The organism is Enterococcus sp. DIV2371 (assembly GCF_050498525.1).
GTDB classification, from domain to species: domain Bacteria; phylum Bacillota; class Bacilli; order Lactobacillales; family Enterococcaceae; genus Enterococcus_B; species Enterococcus_B mangumiae.
The window spans coordinates 521,552-540,740 of sequence record NZ_JBIPAJ010000001.1 but is presented as its reverse complement, the minus strand read 5'-3'; the positions used below and the strand labels follow the sequence as shown (position 1 = coordinate 540,740).

Below are 19,189 nucleotides of genomic sequence, written 5' to 3'. Positions count from 1 at the left end.
ACGTTATTTAAATCCTTCCACTCTCTCTTTTCTCTCAAAAATCACACCTGTTGAATGATAAATTTGAGACAGCTCCACTAAAAAAATTTCTAAATCCTCTATTGTTTTTTTAGAAAATTGAGACAAGTATTTACAACCGAATTTAAATAAGGTATTAATATTAAAAACAAAAAAGAAGGTGACCAATTGATTGAAAAAATTTTATTAGATGATCATGCCAGAACAAAATTAAGTGTATACGGTAAGTTGATGACATTATCACCAGGTGAATATAGCATGGATGATGTGCGGGAAAACTTAGATTTTCATTTTAGTGCCGTTCGTTTCAAAAAAATCTTATTTGCCATACAAGAAGATTTAGAACAATTCACTGAGATCAAACTGTTACATAGTAAAAACAAGTTATCCATCAATGAACAACTTGTTCAATACACCCAGTATCAACACTACCTTTCTACAGAAAGCGTTCCTTATAAACTATTGATCAGTCTTCTGACAGAACAAGACAAAGACCTTGCTGATTTTTGTAATCGCCACTTTATCAGTCGTTCGACCTGTTTTCGGCAAACTAAAAAATTGGCTGAATATTTGAAAGAATATCAAATCAATTTGAATTTATCGAATCTTACCTTGTCCGGATCTGAGATGTTGATTCGTATCATCTTTTTTAATTTCTTTTGGTTTGTTTCATTAGGGGAAAGTTTGGAAATCCTTCCCTTTAGTCAAGAAGTCACTGCGCTGATCTATAAGCATGAAGAAGATTACCATAAGAACAAGTTTGATCTTGGAAAGAAGCAAGCGAGTCTTCACTGTTTGATTTGTTTGACTAGGATCAAAAATAACCATTCGACTGACATTTATAAATTAACAAGAGATTCTTTTATTCCAAGCGGAACGAACATTGACTTCTTTTACGATTTCTTCAAGTTCGCAAATGTTCGTTTAGATATCTTAGAAGTAAACTCGTTGTTCTATTTGTTTTATTATTGGCCGTTCCTTACTTCCAACCAAGATATTCGAATGTCGATCATCCAACATTCCTATCACCAACCAAATAATGAAGTCAAGGATCTTTTAGAAGAGTTCCAGAACCATTGTCAAACATTTATCGGTACATTTCATTTTGAAAAAGAACCCGCTTTGTATTTGAACCTTTACCTTTCTATCGGTAATTTTAGTTTGTTTAGGCAAAAAATCCCTTTGACCACGTTATTTATCTCTTCTTATATTCAAGATAAGTATCCACTTTTACGTATCTTGACCATCAAAATCGAAGGCTTTTGGAAAAAAATTGCTCAACGAAAGAATTACACATGGCTGAAAGCATGTATCGGTGAATTAGCTTTTATCCAAGCGTGTTTACTTTATCCGTATTATTCAGAAATCGATGAGAATTATAAGTTGAACGTTGGTTTCATCAATGTTTCAGAGCATTTGATTTCCGCTGAGATCTTGAATCTAGGCAAAAAGATTCCCTTTGTCGATATTAAGCAGCTAACACTGCCGATTACTGAAGAATATGACTTTTTTATCTTCGGCTCCCCACTACTGATTCCTAAGGGGCTTGATCCTTCTAAATATACGGTCCTTGACTTTTGTCATTATAGTGACTTTGAGACAGAGCTGTATCAACGTCTACTAGAAGTTCATCATCTCAAGTTGCAAACGTTGTTCTCCGATTGATTTATCTATGTAAAAAAAAGCTTTTAAGCACGATGCTTAAAAGCTTTTTGTCTATACTCGATTATTTCGCACGTTTTACGTATGAACCTTCTGCTGTATTGATTTCTAATAATTCATCCGTTTCGATGAAGTCTGGAACGTTGACTACTAAGCCTGTTTCCATTGTTGCAGGTTTACCAGAACCAGTAACTGTCGCACCTTTGATCGATGGTTGTGTATCAACGACACGCAACACAACAGTTGTTGGTAATTGAACACCGATTACTTCGCTACCGAAGAATTGGATTTTTACTTCCATGTTTTCTAAGATGAATTTCATTTCTTCAGCAACAGTTTCTACAGGGATCTCATATTGTTCATATGTTTCTAGATCCATAAAGAATGCTGTGTCATCCATTGTATATAAGTATTGGACTGGTTTTGTGTCGATGTGCGCTTTTTCGAATTTTTCATCTGGTCTTAAAGTTGTGTCATAAGTTGCGCCAGTACGAACATCTTTCAGTTTCATACGCATCACAGTATTTCCTTTACCAGGTTTGTGATGGCTTGCATCTATTACTTTGATCAATTTTCCGTCTTGGACAAATGTCATTCCGGCTTTTAAATCGCTTGCTGAGATCATTATTTTTGCTCCTTTTTATCTTAATCATAATCACCCTTATTGTATCAGACAAACGCTGATAAGACTAGAAAATTATTGTTTTTGAAATTTTACTCTTTGACTTTCTTGTTTATTCATGCTATTTTTAGTTAAATCACTATTGGAGGGATAAACATGGCGATCAATTACTCAAAACAATTGAAGTATTGTTGTTGTATGGTGTGTAAAAACAGCATACTGTTTGCCATGTCTATTAATTGCCCTTCATAGTTGAACGAAAGATCTCTTTCTGTCGTGAAAGTGTTTTCTTTCTTAGTCTTTCAATTTATGATCTTACAAGGAGCTGATTAATTAGTCAGCTCCTTTTTTATTTTACTTTTTGGAGGTTTGGATTCGTGATCATCTCATCAATTACTGAAGCAATCGGGCATACGCCCATCTATCAATTTACTGCAAAAGATTTTCCTATGCCCAAAGATTCTGTGATCTATGCAAAACTAGAATACTTGAATCCTGGCGGCAGTATCAAAGATCGTTTAGGTTTGTATTTACTATCCTCTGGGCTTGAAAGCGGAAAAATCGATCAAGATACAACGATTATCGAACCGACTGCCGGAAATACAGGAATCGGTTTAGGCCTGGCAGCTTTAAAATTCAAGCTAAAAACAATTTTTGTCGTACCAGAAAAATTTAGTATCGAAAAGCAAAAAATCATGCAAGCGCTAGGTGCAACGATCGTACACACACCTACAGAAGAAGGAATCGTTGGTGCTATTGAAAAAAGTAAACAATTAGCTTCTGAGATCCCAAATAGCTACGTACCCTTGCAATTTGAAAATCCAGACAATCCAGCAACCTATTATCAAACATTGGGACCCGAACTCATCGAAGAATTAGCTGGAAATATTGACAGCTTTGTTGCTGGAATCGGCAGTGGTGGTACATTTGCGGGAACAGCAAAATTTCTAAAAGAACGTATCCCTGAGCTTCGTTTGATCGGTGTGGAGCCAGAAGGATCGATCTTGAATGGCGGGCCTTCACATGGACATGAGATTGAAGGAATCGGTGTTGAATTTGTCCCACCGTTCCTCGATGATTTGCCAATTGATCAGTTTGAAACCATTTCTGACGCCGAAGGATTTGCTTACACCCGTCAACTTGCAAAAGAGCATGGCTTGTTAGTAGGCAGCTCAAGTGGTGCCGCTTTTGCAGCAGCCTTGAAAGAAGCGCAACGTCTACCAAATGGTCAGGCAATCCTCACCATTTTTCCAGATACATCAGACCGTTACTTATCGAAAAATATTTATCTGTGAGCAATCATCCAAACAATAAACTTAATGAAGAAATTGGAGGAAACAATTATGCATATTCAAACAAAACTTATCCATGGTGGTATTAGTGAAGATCCAACAACAGGAGCAGTCAGTGTGCCGATCTACCAAACATCGACTTATCGTCAAAATGCGGTAGGACAACCTAAAGAATACGAATATTCACGTTCAGGTAATCCAACACGTTTTGCTTTAGAAGAATTGATCGCAGATTTAGAAGGTGGCGTTCGTGGCTTTGCATTTGCCTCTGGCTTGGCAGGAATCCATGCCGTATTTTCTTTATTTCAATCAGGCGATCATATCCTTTTAGGTGATGATGTCTACGGAGGAACTTTCCGCTTATTTGACAATGTACTCACAAAAAATGGCTTACAGTATACTATTGTCGATACAAGTAATCTTGCACAGATTGAACAAGCGATCCAGGAAAACACAAAAGCATTGTACCTAGAAACCCCAAGTAATCCCCTACTAAAAATCACTGATTTGAAAGCAGGAGCAGAAATTGCAAAAAAACATAATCTATTAACGATCGTAGATAACACATTTGCTACACCTTACTTCCAGAAACCTTTAGAATTGGGCGCAGATATCGTTTTACACAGTGGAACGAAGTATCTAGGTGGGCATAGTGATGTCGTTGCTGGCTTAGTAACGACAAATGATCAAGCATTGGCGGACCAAATCGGCTACTATCAAAATGCAATCGGTAGTGTGTTAGGCCCACAAGATAGTTGGTTGATGCAACGTGGCATCAAAACGCTAAGTGTCCGAATGGAAGAACACCAAAAAAATGCCTTTGCAGTAGCTGAATTATTAGCGAACCATCCCGAAGTCGAAGCAGTCTATTATCCTGGACTAACTACTCATCATAATCACGAGATCGCCAAAGAACAGATGTCCGGCTATAGTGGAATGGTTTCATTTACCTTGAAAAACGATGCAGATGCTATTCCTTTTGTGGAATCATTGAGATTATTCATTTTAGCTGAGAGTCTAGGTGGGGTAGAAAGTTTAGTTGAAATCCCTTCTGTCATGACGCATTCTTCTGTTCCTAAAGAAAAACGTGAAAAAGCTGGGATCAAGGATGGACTGATTCGTTTATCTGTTGGAATCGAGTATGCCCAAGATCTTTTAGATGATTTGACGCAAGCATTTGTACAAATGAAAAATCACTGATTCATCTTATCCAGAAAGAATCGAAAAAAATCAGTCAGTTTTATACACCTTCCCTTCAATTAGTGTTAGAATTTAAATAAATCAACTAATCTTTTTTGAGGATTTCTATTTTCCAAAAAAGAGACAATAAGTGAGTTAGGAGTAATTCAATATGAAAATGAATGTCGAAAGTTTTAATTTAGATCACCGTAAAGTGAAAGCACCTTATGTCCGTGTAGCCGACCGCAAAACAGGTGAACATGGCGATTTGATCATCAAATACGATGTGCGTTTCAAACAACCAAACAAAGAACATATGGATATGGCTGGTTTACATTCTTTAGAACATTTAACTGCCGAAAACATCCGTAATCATGCAGATTATATCGTTGACTGGTCACCAATGGGCTGCCAAACAGGTTTTTATCTAACTGTCATCAATCATGAAAATTATGACGAGATCTTAGACGTGTTAGAAAAAACGATGGAAGATGTGCTACAAGCAACAGAAGTTCCAGCAAGCAATGAGATCCAATGTGGCTGGGCTGCAAACCACACATTAGAAGGTGCACAAGCTTTAGCTCGCGAATTTTTAGCAAAACGAGATGAATGGTCAGACGTTGGCGTATAAATAGACGCTTAGCTTATTTTAGAATAACGGAAATGAAGCCAAAAGAAGGCTATATTTTCTAGATATAAACCGTAAAAGCAACAAATAGCGTGGCCTATTTTTAGCTTTTGCGGTTTAAATTTAATCATTTTTATACTAATTTGAGTTTAGCAAGAAGCAAGCTACTGCTATCACTAGTTTACGAAGGAATAACGTTTAAAGGAGGAAATAATCGATGAATATTTACGATTTTGATGTCACATTAGAAGATGGTATAACTTACTCATTGGATAAATACAAGGGACAACCAATGATCATCGTCAATACTGCAACAAAATGTGGTTTAGCTCCACAGTTCGAACAGTTGGAGGAACTTTATCAGACCTATCAGGAAAAAGGCTTAGTCGTGTTGGGCTTTCCTTCGAATCAATTCAAACAGGAAGTCTCTTCTGCAAATGATGCTGCCGAGGCCTGTCGCACAACTTATGGCGTCACATTCCCTATGCATCAACTAACAGTGATCAATGGGGCGGATGCTGATCCTTTATTTGATTACTTAAAAGAACAAGCACCGGGGACCTTGACTCCAGCAATCAAATGGAATTTCACAAAATTCCTTATTGATAAAGATGGGCAAGTCATTGAACGTTTTGCGCCAAAAACTTCTCCCTTAAAAATGAAAGAATCAATCGAAGCGATTATTTAATCAATAATAGAGTGATCAACTTTTTCGGATTTAAAAAATAGCTTCATTTTCATTTTGAGAAACAACTACCATTAACTAAAATACATGACCTTGAAATCCATTTTTTCATTTCAAGACCATGTATTTTTTTGACTAAGCGATTGTGAGAAGCTCCTTTTATTTTTAAAATAGACAAAAAAAAAACAGCTGAACTTTCGTTCAACTGTTTTTCATTTGCGCGGCGGCGTCCTACTCTCACAAGGGGCAACCCCTCACTACAATCGGCGCTAAGAAGCTTAACTTCTGTGTTCGGCATGGTTACAGGTGTATCCTTCTCGCCATCGCCACCACACTTGGTGTTATCTATTTTTGAGTAAATCTTGTTCACTCAAAACTGGATTTGAAGTATTAGTAAGAAACTCTCCGAGTTTTTCATTTTATTTTGGTTAAGTCCTCGATCGATTAGTATCAGTCCGCTCCATACATCACTGTACTTCCACTTCTGACCTATCTACCTGATCATCTCTCAGGGATCTTACTTTCTTAAAGAAATGGGAAATCTCATCTTGAGGTGGGCTTCACACTTAGATGCTTTCAGCGTTTATCCCTTCCCTACATAGCTACCCAGCAATGCCCTTGGCAGAACAACTGGTACACCAGCGGTAAGTCCATCCCGGTCCTCTCGTACTAAGGACAGCTCCTCTCAAATTTCCAACGCCCGCGACGGATAGGGACCGAACTGTCTCACGACGTTCTGAACCCAGCTCGCGTGCCGCTTTAATGGGCGAACAGCCCAACCCTTGGGACCGACTACAGCCCCAGGATGCGACGAGCCGACATCGAGGTGCCAAACCTCCCCGTCGATGTGGACTCTTGGGGGAGATAAGCCTGTTATCCCCAGGGTAGCTTTTATCCGTTGAGCGATGGCCCTTCCATGCGGAACCACCGGATCACTAAGCCCGACTTTCGTCCCTGCTCGACTTGTAGGTCTCGCAGTCAAGCTCCCTTCTGCCTTTACACTCTTCGAATGATTTCCAACCATTCTGAGGGAACCTTTGGGCGCCTCCGTTACTCTTTAGGAGGCGACCGCCCCAGTCAAACTGCCCATCTGACACTGTCTCCCACCACGATCAGTGGTGCGGGTTAGAGTGGCCATAACGCAGGGGTAGTATCCCACCAGCGCCTCCATCGAAACTAGCGTTCCGATTTCTACGGCTCCTACCTATCCTGTACATGCGGTACAGACACTCAATATCAAACTACAGTAAAGCTCCATGGGGTCTTTCCGTCCTGTCGCGGGTAACCTGCATCTTCACAGGTACTAAAATTTCACCGAGTCTCTCGTTGAGACAGTGCCCAAATCGTTACGCCTTTCGTGCGGGTCGGAACTTACCCGACAAGGAATTTCGCTACCTTAGGACCGTTATAGTTACGGCCGCCGTTTACTGGGGCTTCAATTCGTACCTTCGCTTACGCTAAGCACTCCTCTTAACCTTCCAGCACCGGGCAGGCGTCAGCCCCTATACTTCATCTTACGATTTTGCAGAGACCTGTGTTTTTGATAAACAGTCGCTTGGGCCTATTCACTGCGGCTGATCTGACGATCAGCACCCCTTCTCCCGAAGTTACGGGGTCATTTTGCCGAGTTCCTTAACGAGAGTTCTCTCGCTCACCTTAGGATTCTCTCCTCGACTACCTGTGTCGGTTTGCGGTACGGGTCGTTGTTTTCTCACTAGAAGCTTTTCTCGGCAGTGTGACGTCAGGAACTTCGGTACTATTATTTCCCTCCCCATCACAGCTTGTCCTTAAAGTTAGAAGCATTTGACTCCTATCAAGACTTACTGCTTGGACAGACATTTCCGATCGTCTGCATTCCTTAGCCTCCTGCGTCCCTCCATTGCTCAAACAAAAACAACGAGTACAGGAATATCAACCTGTTGTCCATCGCCTACGCCTGTCGGCCTCGGCTTAGGTCCCGACTAACCCTGGGCGGACGAGCCTTCCCCAGGAAACCTTAGTCATTCGGTGGACAGGATTCTCACCTGTCTTTCGCTACTCATACCGGCATTCTCACTTCTAAGCGCTCCAGCAGTCCTCACGATCTACCTTCAACGCCCTTAGAACGCTCTCCTACCAATGCACCTAATGGTGCACTCCACAGCTTCGGTAATATGTTTAGCCCCGGTACATTTTCGGCGCAGGGTCACTCGACTAGTGAGCTATTACGCACTCTTTAAATGGTGGCTGCTTCTAAGCCAACATCCTAGTTGTCTGTGCAACCCCACATCCTTTTCCACTTAACATATATTTTGGGACCTTAGCTGGTGGTCTGGGCTGTTTCCCTTTCGACTATGGATCTTATCACTCACAGTCTGACTCCCGGATATGAATGAATGGCATTCGGAGTTTATCTGAATTCGGTAACCCGAGATGGGCCCCTAGTCCAAACAGTGCTCTACCTCCATCATTCTCAAATCCGAGGCTAGCCCTAAAGCTATTTCGGAGAGAACCAGCTATCTCCAAGTTCGTTTGGAATTTCTCCGCTACCCACACCTCATCCCCGCACTTTTCAACGTACGTGGGTTCGGTCCTCCAGTGCGTTTTACCGCACCTTCAACCTGGACATGGGTAGATCACATGGTTTCGGGTCTACGACTACATACTCAAACGCCCTATTCAGACTCGCTTTCGCTGCGGCTCCGTCTCTTCAACTTAACCTCGCATGCAATCGTAACTCGCCGGTTCATTCTACAAAAGGCACGCCATCACCCATTAACGGGCTTTGACTTGTTGTAGGCACACGGTTTCAGGTTCTATTTCACTCCCCTTCCGGGGTGCTTTTCACCTTTCCCTCACGGTACTGGTTCACTATCGGTCACTAGGGAGTATTTAGCCTTGGGAGATGGTCCTCCCGGATTCCGACGGAATTCCTCGTGTTCCGCCGTACTCAGGATCCTCCTAGGTGCCTTCCAAATTTCGTCTACGGGGCTTTCACCCTCTTTGACTGACTTTTCCAAGTCATTCGACTATCTGAAAGAACTACCAGATCGGAGTCCTACAACCCCAATGAGCAAGCTCATTGGTTTGGGCTTTTCCCGTTTCGCTCGCCGCTACTCAGGGAATCGAATTTTCTTTCTCTTCCTGCAGGTACTTAGATGTTTCAGTTCTCTGCGTCTACCTCGTATACGCTATGTATTCACGTATACGTAACATCCTATAAAAGATGCTGGGTTCCCCCATTCGGAAATCTCTGGATCATAGCTTACGTACAGCTCCCCAAAGCATATCGGTGTTAGTCCCGTCCTTCATCGGCTCCTAGTGCCAAGGCATCCACCGTGCGCCCTTATTCACTTAACCTTATCAACCTTACGGTTGGGTTTTGATCTTTCTTCTAGCGATAGAAGTCCAATCAAGAAAAATAAGCAATTGAACTTATTAAAAAACTCATTCAACGCGGTGTTCTCGGTTTGTATTACTTACATTTTTACTTCAATATCCAGTTTTCAATGAACAAGTATATAACAACAAATGTTGTTAATGGAGCCTAGCGGGATCGAACCGCTGACCTCCTGCGTGCAAAGCAGGCGCTCTCCCAGCTGAGCTAAGGCCCCGGGTTAAATTTTGAGTAGACCTCTCAAAACTGAACAAAGTATAAACAAACGTGTGTAGTCTCCGTAATATTCCTTAGAAAGGAGGTGATCCAGCCGCACCTTCCGATACGGCTACCTTGTTACGACTTCACCCCAATCATCTATCCCACCTTAGGCGGCTGGCTCCAAAAGGTTACCTCACCGACTTCGGGTGTTACAAACTCTCGTGGTGTGACGGGCGGTGTGTACAAGGCCCGGGAACGTATTCACCGCGGCGTGCTGATCCGCGATTACTAGCGATTCCGGCTTCATGTAGGCGAGTTGCAGCCTACAATCCGAACTGAGAGAAGCTTTAAGAGATTAGCTTAGCCTCGCGACTTCGCGACTCGTTGTACTTCCCATTGTAGCACGTGTGTAGCCCAGGTCATAAGGGGCATGATGATTTGACGTCATCCCCACCTTCCTCCGGTTTGTCACCGGCAGTCTTGCTAGAGTGCCCAACTAAATGATGGCAACTAACAATAAGGGTTGCGCTCGTTGCGGGACTTAACCCAACATCTCACGACACGAGCTGACGACAACCATGCACCACCTGTCACTTTGCCCCCGAAGGGGAAGCTCTATCTCTAGAGTGGTCAAAGGATGTCAAGACCTGGTAAGGTTCTTCGCGTTGCTTCGAATTAAACCACATGCTCCACCGCTTGTGCGGGCCCCCGTCAATTCCTTTGAGTTTCAACCTTGCGGTCGTACTCCCCAGGCGGAGTGCTTAATGCGTTAGCTGCAGCACTGAAGGGCGGAAACCCTCCAACACTTAGCACTCATCGTTTACGGCGTGGACTACCAGGGTATCTAATCCTGTTTGCTCCCCACGCTTTCGAGCCTCAGCGTCAGTTACAGACCAGAGAGCCGCCTTCGCCACTGGTGTTCCTCCATATATCTACGCATTTCACCGCTACACATGGAATTCCACTCTCCTCTTCTGCACTCAAGTCTCCCAGTTTCCAATGACCCTCCCCGGTTGAGCCGGGGGCTTTCACATCAGACTTAAGAAACCGCCTGCGCTCGCTTTACGCCCAATAAATCCGGACAACGCTTGCCACCTACGTATTACCGCGGCTGCTGGCACGTAGTTAGCCGTGGCTTTCTGGTTAGATACCGTCAAGGGGTGAACAGTTACTCTCACCCTTGTTCTTCTCTAACAACAGAGTTTTACGATCCGAAAACCTTCTTCACTCACGCGGCGTTGCTCGGTCAGACTTTCGTCCATTGCCGAAGATTCCCTACTGCTGCCTCCCGTAGGAGTTTGGGCCGTGTCTCAGTCCCAATGTGGCCGATCACCCTCTCAGGTCGGCTATGCATCGTGGCCTTGGTGAGCCGTTACCTCACCAACTAGCTAATGCACCGCGGGTCCATCCATCAGCGGCACCGTAAAGCGCCTTTCAAACCGAAACCATGCGGTTTCGATTGTTATACGGTATTAGCACCTGTTTCCAAGTGTTATCCCCTTCTGATGGGCAGGTTACCCACGTGTTACTCACCCGTTCGCCACTCCTCTTTTTCCGGTGGAGCAAGCTCCGGTGGAAAAAGAAGCGTTCGACTTGCATGTATTAGGCACGCCGCCAGCGTTCGTCCTGAGCCAGGATCAAACTCTCATAATATGCTAGTTCCTCACAGCGATAGCTGATGTGGAACTGTAGTTCGAAATTTACTTTCGAACATCATAATAGTTCATTTGTTAAGCTCAATTTGTTTGCTAGCATATTGCTTGCTTGTTAAAAATGTTTGTTGTCTTGAATTGAATCAAGACGCCCTACACATTTGGTTTGTCTTACTTTGTTCAGTTTTCAAAGGTCTACGTGATAAATGAAACACAACTGCTTCGTTTATCGTTTGTGATTGCCGTAGCAACTTTTATATCTTAGCAAACCATCAATTGATTGTCAACTATTTTTTAAAAGTTTTTTGAACTCGTTTTTCACGAGGTCGTTTTAGCAACTCACTTATAATAACTTGTCGTTTGTTATTTGTCAACAACTTTTTTTGTTTTATCTTTTATAGAGTCAACATTCGTTGCCCACTGTCTTAAACGACATCAGTTATATTAACATGTGTTTTTCTGTTCGTCAAGCATTATTTCAAGTTTTATTGATCATGCAAAAACTAAAAAACAACAAAAAAAAATATACCATTGATTCTATTTGATTGTCAATAACTATTTTCTCTGGTCGTACCTGAAGCATTTCTTATTCTGCCCCTCTATATAGTAGGAACCCGAAAAAAATAACTATTTTTTCTTTGAGAAAATGTGTAGCATGCCTTTGGTAATAAGCCAAAAAATCAGAGAACAGGTGGGTGATATTTTGATTCTTTGGCTTGTTACTAAGGAAAAGCCGGTTATTCCAATTGTCTTTTTCAGTATGTAACTCAATTGGATAAAGTTTATTCATGTAAAATCAATTGTTCCATCAATCGTTGATCGTATCCAACAAACAACGTATCATCGATGATGATCAGAGGCCGTCTTAACAGATGACGTTGCGTTTTGCACAATAATAGAAGTTGTTCTTCTTTATTCTTAGGAAGTCCAGCTTTTATTTTTTTGAATTCAAACGACCATGTAGTAAATAATTGTTCAATATCTGCATTTTCAAAACTACATAGCTCTTTGACTTCTTTATTACTTAATGCTCTGCTTTCTATATCAACGAATTGGTAAGACAAACTTTGCTTTTCTAACCATTGGATCGCTTTGACGGTTATCATGCAATTCGTTGAACTATAAATTTTGATTTTCACAACGCCTCCTCCTATTCTTACGAATACAAGACGCTATGTTTCATATAGATCAAGTTTCTTGCCACCCCACGAATTTCTCTAGGGATGAATGCACGAATTTCATCTTCATTAAAGCCAATCAATACTCGTTTTTCATCAAGTAAAATCGGACGTCTAAGTAAAGAAGGATATTCTTTGAACAAACGGATCATTTCTTTCAACGATAAATCATTAAAATCGATGCCTAATTTCTCATAAACTTTTGACCGAGTGGAAATAATATCTTCGACTCCACCTTCAGTCGCGGCCAATATTTGTCGGATCTCATTTTCTGATAGAGGTTCTGCAAAGATATTCTTTTCTTCAAAATCAAGGTGATTCGTTTGTAACCATGCTTTGGCCTTTCTGCAAGATGTACAGCTAGGCGAAGTGTATAGTTTTATCATTTTCTCACTCCTTTTTAATTGTAATCCCATTCTAAACGTAATATCAAAATAATGCCAGTCATACGCTATCTTCAAAATAAATAAAAATCGTTTTATTATAAAAAATAGTTATTTAAACCATTTATAAAACGTTATATTCTTTGATGAAACAAAGGTTATTTATAATCAACTTAAATAAATACAGTTATTTATTTTTTTGAATAAAAAAGCAAAGTGAGTGTATTTTTACTCGCTTTGCTTTTTACGATTTATTGGATTTTTTTAACTTTACAACCCGTTTCTTTAATAAAACGAGAAGGTTTTAATTTTCTTTTCCCTTTAAATTCAGGTACACATAAATAAAGGCGATTCCTTGCTCTCGTCATCGCGACATAAAAAAGCCGTCTCTCTTCTTCAATCGTCGTTAACGGTTCTGTTTTCAACTCACTCTTTTGTCTTGTATCTTTCGCCACCGCCCCATTGTAAGGAATCATTCCTTCATTGCAACCGATCAAAAAGACGTTACGGTAACTTAATCCTTTACTTTTGTGGATACTCTGGATACACAGTGCGTCTAGTTTTCCTTTGCGATGTGCAATCAGCCTTGTTTTTAGTTCTGCTGCAATCCCTTGGATCTCAAGATATAGTTTTTTCAATTGTTGGATCGTTGGATGTTTCTTGATCGTCTCCAGCAGCCATTCTTTATCGCCTTGCTCGATTTCCTTATACGGTCTTGGTAATCGGCAATATGCCTCGATCAGTGGAACGTATGAACGTTTTGTTGGTTGACTGAATGTTTCTAGGGTATTTACAAAAGCTTTTAGTTCTTTCTCTCTGGATTCTAAGTTAGGACGACGTTTTAATATATAGGCAACAATATCTTGATCATGGTTTTTAGTAGAGAAAAATTGGTCGCATTCATTTGTTTTCAGATAACAATTGATCATCAACTGTCTTAATAATTGTTGATAAGCTTGTGGTTTCAATGGTGCTGCCGCATCATACCAAACGATGAATTTTTGATAGAATTGTTGGAAAAGCTTGATTCCATATATTCCTGCATATTGCGAATCTGCTTCTAAGACAAAAGGGATATCTGTTTGTATCAAATGCTGTACTAAGGCTTGTGTTTGTGAGAGCGAACGATACAACACGATGGATTCTTTGTATTTTCCTTTGTCTGCTATGAAAGTTTTCACTTGCTGGATCAGCCAATCACTTTCCTCTTGTACCGTTTTAAATGATAGAGCCTGCAAGATACCTGCTTCTTTTTGTGCCGGCACCATTGCTTTTGGTATACGGTCTTCTTTATTGAATGTAATCAATCGATTAGCCCCTTGGACGATCGATGCACGCGAGCGATAATTGGTTAATAGAAAAAGTGTTTTTGTTGGATACTCTTTTTCAAATTGTTTGATGTAGTCCGGTTCAGAACCTCTAAAGCCATAGATACTTTGATCATCATCTCCAACAATGATCAACTTGATTGAGGAATCTTTCGTAATCAATTGCACGATTGCCCATTGCAAAGGATTCGTGTCTTGAAATTCATCGATAAATAAATAATCGTATTTTTCTCCTACATATTTTCTGACTTCTTCATTCGAGAGGGCAGCTTTCAAATTCTGTAGTACATCGTTAAACTCAAAAAGTTGCTGTCTTCGTTTTTCTTCAAATAGCTCAGTCATTAATTGATCCATGCGTGCAGAGATAGTTTGCCGTGGCTCTTTCTCGATCGAATCAAACCTTTTTTTGATCAATTGGATGATCTCTTGCTGAGACAGGTTCATATTTTGCCAATAGTCCAAACGGTTAGCGATCGTTTTTTCACCATATTGATCAAAAGAATATAGTTGATATTTTTTTATCAGCTTCTGCAGTAATATATTTACTTTGTAAGGCGTGTCTTTAGAAAATTCACCTTGAATCCCTTCACTAGACAGATGTGGAAATTGGCGCTTGATCTCACTGTACAGACGGTAAAAAATACTATGAAACGTCCCAATCGTCACACTTGTTTTTCTTTGACTGAAATTATCCACTCGTTTTTTCAGTTCATTGGCAGCATTTCTAGTAAACGTAATCATTAAAATTCTTTGTTCTTCTACTTGCTCTTCATTCATCAAGTAAACGGCTTTCGCACAAATCGTTTGCGTCTTCCCGCTCCCAGCGCCTGCAATGATACGTAAGTGTTTACTCATATCATAAGTGATCGCTGCTTTTTGCTCATTGTTGAAGCGATTATAAGAGCGCTTTTCAATATTCTCAAAAAATGATTCATTTGGCTGTTCTTCTGTTTGATGTTCTTCTACCAACCCCGGTGCTTCCCCATATGCAGCTTCATAACTGGCAATTATCTCTTCTTGCATTCGAAAAATTTGTTGGAGCTTTTTATACTTTGTTTCCCAATGGCTGATTTCTCTTTGCAATCGAAGAATTTCTTTCTCACTTTCTTGATTGATCATCTTCCCCATCTTTCTCTTGTTTATTTTCTACTCCATTTATTTTCTTTATACTAACAGACCTTTACAAAAAATAAAATGGGGCTTCCTTCTTTTGAGGAGATATTCTTGAACATGAAGAAAAGACTCGCTACTAGTAAAATATCTATTGATAAACTTCCAAGATAAACTGGATTTCCTTCATAAAAAGTGGAAAAAATAGCCAATCAAATCCGAAAATGACGATTCATCATTCCCAATTTGATTGGCTATTTGTAAAAGTTTCGATTCTTATTTATGAATATCTGCTTTTAGTAGCTATATTCTTTTACAGCATTTGATTTACGAACAACTAATTGCCAATGAAGATTTTGTGCGGTTTCGTTGTCTTCATCTGCACAATTGAGAACGCGAACCATCAAACTGTTCTCATAGATTTTTTCAATTTCCGCTTCAATTGGTGAACAGAATAAATCTGATACAAAGGCATAAGTTTTACCGATTTCAAATAGATTTTCATTTTCCATACTATTTCCTCCGTTATGTTGTGCATCTCGCACAGCTTCTTCTGATAAGTTTCTCAAACCACTAAATATTTATATAAAAACTCACCTTCATCAAGGCTTGTATTTTCACATAGGAACCTCTACTCACGTTATATCAGAAGACAACAACGAAAGGGGAAGAGTAGCTGTTGTCTTCTATACTAGAAGTTAGCAAAACAAAAATATAAGAACGTGTCACTCATATTCTCTTTCACAACCTCTATTACTTTTTAACATAAAATTCCAAACATAACACAAAAATATCATAAAAAGTACTTTTAACATCAAAACTGTTAAATAATCTCACTATTTTTTGGTTTTTGCTCACTTTTTGTTAAAAATCAGAGATCGTTCACTCGATTTTTAGCTGATTTTTCATGATTTAAAGATAAATCTTGCTTTTATTTGTTTTTTTGCACTGAAACAAAACAAAAAGCACGTTCCTATATAACAAACATGTTACAAATTTCACTTTTTTAACGGTTTTGATCTTAAAACGCTCTTTTATGAGTTAAAACACATTTTTTACGCATTTTCGATTAATATATTACTCGGAGGTACGTATAGAGATGAAAAATAAAGTGGTAAATAGAATATTGGCAATATTATTCAACGGTAAACAGGATGAAGAAGATATGACATACATCCAAGTGAAGTTCGCTCTAGAAGTTTTGCTGAACAACCTTGGAAAACTTGCTGTCGTTTTCGTATTTTCTTTATTGACAGGCACATGGGCGGAAACAGGAGTGACTTTTCTCTCCTATATCTGTATCCGCAGATACGCTTATGGTCTTCATTCCGATTCTGAATTTGTTTGCTTACTTTGGACATTGCTTTACTTGTGGGGGGTTCCCTTACTAATGAAACATTATCAATTGACGATCTCTTTTCCTATGATGGTCCTTTTGTTAATCGTTTGTTTTTTCCTTTTGCTTCGCTATGGATCAAGAGGCACAGCGCTGAACCCGATTGCACCAGAGAAACGCCCACCCCTACTAAAAAAAGCGATTTTCATGTATCTTTTATTTGCGGCATTCACATTATTTTTCTCTGCTTCTTATTTTTCTACCTATTTATTACTTGGGATTATTTTAGAAATAGCTACGTTGCTTCCAGTTACAAATTACATGATGAATATTGGAGGAATTTTTTATGAAAAAAACAATCGTTAAACAATTAACTAACCTTTCTGATTTCTTTGTATCTGGCTGCTGCTTCGGTATGAGCTCAGAATTTAAAATACCTGAAAAATTAAAAAAATAAAATCATAAGTATGCTATAATTTGGGAAAACGCAACGGGAGCTGTGCTTTATGTTTCTATGGTCCATAGCCTTGCAATACCTGATTTACACAAGTTCTATCTTACTCATCAATCCCCAAATTAAAAATAAATACCTATTTTCTACGTTTAGTCTCTTAGCAGCGACCCTGCTGGGAATGCTTTACCCGATTTTAGGTATTTTTTCTGCACTTGTTGCAATCGCCATGCTGATTCTGCTTTTCTTTTTCTTTTCATCTTCGCGCCATCATATGATCTATGCCGTACCTTGGGGGTTATTGACTTCAATTTTAGGGGATCATTTGACGAGTGTCGCAGATTTTTTAGTATTGCAGTCAGCTGTCATCGAACCTGGCGATGCGCTACAGTATTTCCATATCGCTGTATCCGCGATATTAGCTTTACTACTTGCTTATGGATTTAAAAAAATTCTAGATAATTGGTCATACATGATCGATCGTCGCATGATCGGTACGATTGGTGCGCTGATTCTACTCACTTACTACATCATTATTTTCTATACCCGTTTTTCTGGCGAAACACCAAAAGTTTTAGCACTAAATACTAGTTTTTTTATGTTGTATCTATGCATAGGTCTTATCATCTTTACTTACTATTGGAAAATATCTAATAAAAAAATGGCGGATCAATTATTAGAACAACGTATCCAGTTACAGCAAGATTACATTCGAGATCTAGAAAAGAATTATCAAGAGCTTAGAGAGTTTAAACACGATTACCAAAATCTGTTGTTTTCTCTAAATAGTTACATTTCTGAAGGCGATCTAGAAGGCTTACAAAAATATTACAATCAAACGATTTTACCTACACGTGAAATGATGAATCTCTTCCCAGCAAATCTTAGCTTACTAGATAAAATGAAAGTACCTGAAATTAGAAGTCTTTTCTCTCTAAAACTAATGATGGCCCAAGAAAAAGGTATCTCTGTCCAATTGACTGTCCCAGAAGAGATCGTTCTCGGGAAGAAATATACGATCAATTTGGTAAGAATGCTTGGGATCATCCTTGATAATGCAATCGAAGGTGCGACGGTAACCAAAAAGAAAAAAATCGAAGTCCTTATCATCAAGAAAAAGCAGTCGTTGATGATACGCGTCATCAATACGACGACTAATACTTTTCCATTGAGTAAATTAAAACAAAAAGGCTTCTCGACAAAAACAAATCCAAAGAATGAAGGATTAGGTTTGTTTATCCTTGATGAACTAACAAAAACGAATCCTTATCTTTTTCTTGAAACAACGATTGAGAATCAGCGATTTTCGCAAACAATCCATATACAATTAAAGGAGTAATTTTATGATTCCCATTTACATTTGTGAAGACGATCCGAAACAACTGGAAGTCATCTCTACAGTAATCAAGAATCGGATCATGATCGAAAATTTGGATAGTTATGTCCATATTGCTACCTCTGATCCTGTTGAACTCCTCAATGCAGCAAGGGTACGTACGTCTTCTTTTGGTATCTACTTTTTAGATATCGAACTAAAAGACAGTGAGTTAGACGGCATTGCCATTGGCAAACGAGTACGTGACTTGGATTCGCTTGGAAAAATCATTTATGTCACTTCACATACAGATCTTTCCATGACGATTTTGAAAAGCAACATTGAGCCGACTGATTATATTATCAAAGAAGATATTTTTGATTTAAAAGAAAATGTTGAACGGATCTTAAGCAAAATATTTGAAGATTTCCAAACTGCGCCGCTGCAAAAGGATATTTTCAGAATTGAATTCAATGACGAAATCAAGTTTTTACCAATCAGAGATATCCAATACTTTTCTACTGCACAAGGCACGCCTCATAAACTTGAGGTTCACCTGACACATGCACAAATGCAGTTTTATGAGAAGATAAAAGATATCGAAAAGAAAAATCAACACTTTATTCGCTGTCACAAATCTTATGTCATCAATACTCAAAATGTCCGAACAATTAATAAGAAAACACGAGAAGTGACTCTATCCAATGGGGATGTCATCCCTGTTTCGATTCGCGGATTAAAGAAGTTGATTTCTTGAATGCCAGAAAAGGAAA

General features: G+C 39.4%; 13 protein-coding genes, 1 tRNA gene and 3 rRNA genes. 8 read left to right on the top strand and 9 right to left on the bottom strand.

What is annotated here, in order from left to right; translation table 11 throughout:
• The first annotated feature begins 186 nt into the window (after positions 1-186).
• Positions 187-1,683: a helix-turn-helix domain-containing protein gene (locus tag IGL24_RS02515; protein ID WP_207699228.1), complete on the top strand. Its 1,497-nt coding sequence runs from the start codon at positions 187-189 to the stop codon at positions 1,681-1,683.
• Between the two features lie 61 nt (positions 1,684-1,744).
• Here the strand turns inward: IGL24_RS02515 and efp are convergent, their stop codons facing one another.
• Positions 1,745-2,305 carry an elongation factor P gene (gene efp, locus IGL24_RS02510; protein ID WP_206856737.1) on the bottom strand — a complete coding sequence of 187 codons (561 nt, stop codon included), beginning with the start codon at positions 2,303-2,305 and terminating at the stop codon, positions 1,745-1,747.
• A gap of 374 nt (positions 2,306-2,679) precedes the next feature.
• Between efp and IGL24_RS02505 the strand changes: the two genes are divergently transcribed.
• The 4 genes from IGL24_RS02505 to IGL24_RS02490 all read left to right on the top strand — a co-directional run bounded on the left by IGL24_RS02505 (position 2,680) and on the right by IGL24_RS02490 (position 6,089).
• Positions 2,680-3,597, top strand: a complete 918-nt coding sequence (locus tag IGL24_RS02505) for a pyridoxal-phosphate dependent enzyme (RefSeq protein ID WP_207699227.1) — start codon at positions 2,680-2,682, stop codon at positions 3,595-3,597.
• A gap of 48 nt (positions 3,598-3,645) precedes the next feature.
• Positions 3,646-4,794 (top strand): cystathionine gamma-synthase, encoded by a 1,149-nt coding sequence (locus IGL24_RS02500; RefSeq protein ID WP_207699226.1) that lies wholly within the window; start codon positions 3,646-3,648, stop codon positions 4,792-4,794.
• A 151-nt stretch (positions 4,795-4,945) separates the two neighbouring features.
• Positions 4,946-5,404, top strand: a complete 459-nt coding sequence (locus tag IGL24_RS02495; protein ID WP_206856743.1) for an S-ribosylhomocysteine lyase — start codon at positions 4,946-4,948, stop codon at positions 5,402-5,404.
• A 214-nt stretch (positions 5,405-5,618) separates the two neighbouring features.
• Positions 5,619-6,089, top strand: a complete 471-nt coding sequence (locus IGL24_RS02490) for a glutathione peroxidase (protein WP_207699225.1) — start codon at positions 5,619-5,621, stop codon at positions 6,087-6,089.
• Positions 6,090-6,304: 215 nt separating this feature from the next.
• Here IGL24_RS02490 and rrf read toward each other — a convergent pair.
• The 8 genes from rrf to IGL24_RS02450 form a co-directional block, all read right to left on the bottom strand.
• Positions 6,305-6,420 (bottom strand): 5S ribosomal RNA (gene rrf, locus IGL24_RS02485).
• Between the two features lie 90 nt (positions 6,421-6,510).
• Positions 6,511-9,425: ribosomal RNA gene (locus IGL24_RS02480) — 23S ribosomal RNA — on the bottom strand.
• Between the two features lie 181 nt (positions 9,426-9,606).
• Positions 9,607-9,679 (bottom strand) — tRNA-Ala (locus tag IGL24_RS02475).
• A gap of 77 nt (positions 9,680-9,756) precedes the next feature.
• Positions 9,757-11,316 (bottom strand): 16S ribosomal RNA (locus IGL24_RS02470).
• Together the 16S, 23S and 5S rRNA genes with 1 tRNA gene alongside form the textbook arrangement of a ribosomal RNA operon.
• A gap of 781 nt (positions 11,317-12,097) precedes the next feature.
• Positions 12,098-12,454: an ArsC/Spx/MgsR family protein gene (locus IGL24_RS02465; protein WP_206857697.1), complete on the bottom strand. Its 357-nt coding sequence runs from the start codon at positions 12,452-12,454 to the stop codon at positions 12,098-12,100.
• 17 nt (positions 12,455-12,471) lie between these two features.
• Positions 12,472-12,879 (bottom strand): transcriptional regulator Spx, encoded by a 408-nt coding sequence (gene spx / locus IGL24_RS02460; RefSeq protein WP_019724106.1) that lies wholly within the window; start codon positions 12,877-12,879, stop codon positions 12,472-12,474.
• 248 nt (positions 12,880-13,127) lie between these two features.
• A complete protein-coding gene (locus tag IGL24_RS02455; RefSeq protein WP_207699599.1) occupies positions 13,128-15,332 on the bottom strand; it encodes an ATP-dependent helicase in 2,205 nt (734 codons plus the stop codon).
• A gap of 278 nt (positions 15,333-15,610) precedes the next feature.
• Positions 15,611-15,826, bottom strand: a complete 216-nt coding sequence (locus IGL24_RS02450; RefSeq protein ID WP_206857701.1) for a hypothetical protein — start codon at positions 15,824-15,826, stop codon at positions 15,611-15,613.
• Positions 15,827-16,413: 587 nt separating this feature from the next.
• Here IGL24_RS02450 and IGL24_RS02445 point away from each other — a divergent pair.
• The 3 genes from IGL24_RS02445 (at position 16,414) to IGL24_RS02435 (ending at position 19,173) form a co-directional block, all read left to right on the top strand.
• A complete protein-coding gene (locus IGL24_RS02445; RefSeq protein ID WP_206857705.1) occupies positions 16,414-17,016 on the top strand; it encodes an accessory gene regulator B family protein in 603 nt (200 codons plus the stop codon).
• Between the two features lie 140 nt (positions 17,017-17,156).
• Positions 17,157-18,440, top strand: a complete 1,284-nt coding sequence (locus tag IGL24_RS02440; protein ID WP_206857706.1) for a sensor histidine kinase — start codon at positions 17,157-17,159, stop codon at positions 18,438-18,440.
• A gap of 4 nt (positions 18,441-18,444) precedes the next feature.
• A complete protein-coding gene (locus tag IGL24_RS02435) occupies positions 18,445-19,173 on the top strand; it encodes a LytR/AlgR family response regulator transcription factor (RefSeq protein ID WP_207115881.1) in 729 nt (242 codons plus the stop codon).
• Positions 19,174-19,189 lie beyond the last annotated feature (16 nt).

Excerpts from the sequence above, each read along its gene's own strand:
- IGL24_RS02500 (WP_207699226.1), top strand. The coding sequence starts at position 3,646 with ATGCATATTCAAACAAAACTTATCCATGGTGGTATTAGTGAAGATCCA.
- spx (WP_019724106.1), bottom strand. The coding sequence starts at position 12,879 with ATGATAAAACTATACACTTCGCCTAGCTGTACATCTTGCAGAAAGGCC.
- IGL24_RS02455 (WP_207699599.1), bottom strand. The coding sequence starts at position 15,332 with ATGGGGAAGATGATCAATCAAGAAAGTGAGAAAGAAATTCTTCGATTG.
- efp (WP_206856737.1), bottom strand. The coding sequence starts at position 2,305 with ATGATCTCAGCAAGCGATTTAAAAGCCGGAATGACATTTGTCCAAGAC.
- IGL24_RS02490 (WP_207699225.1), top strand. The coding sequence starts at position 5,619 with ATGAATATTTACGATTTTGATGTCACATTAGAAGATGGTATAACTTAC.
- IGL24_RS02445 (WP_206857705.1), top strand. The coding sequence starts at position 16,414 with ATGAAAAATAAAGTGGTAAATAGAATATTGGCAATATTATTCAACGGT.
- IGL24_RS02435 (WP_207115881.1), top strand. The coding sequence starts at position 18,445 with ATGATTCCCATTTACATTTGTGAAGACGATCCGAAACAACTGGAAGTC.
- IGL24_RS02450 (WP_206857701.1), bottom strand. The coding sequence starts at position 15,826 with ATGGAAAATGAAAATCTATTTGAAATCGGTAAAACTTATGCCTTTGTA.
- IGL24_RS02495 (WP_206856743.1), top strand. The coding sequence starts at position 4,946 with ATGAAAATGAATGTCGAAAGTTTTAATTTAGATCACCGTAAAGTGAAA.
- IGL24_RS02440 (WP_206857706.1), top strand. The coding sequence starts at position 17,157 with ATGTTTCTATGGTCCATAGCCTTGCAATACCTGATTTACACAAGTTCT.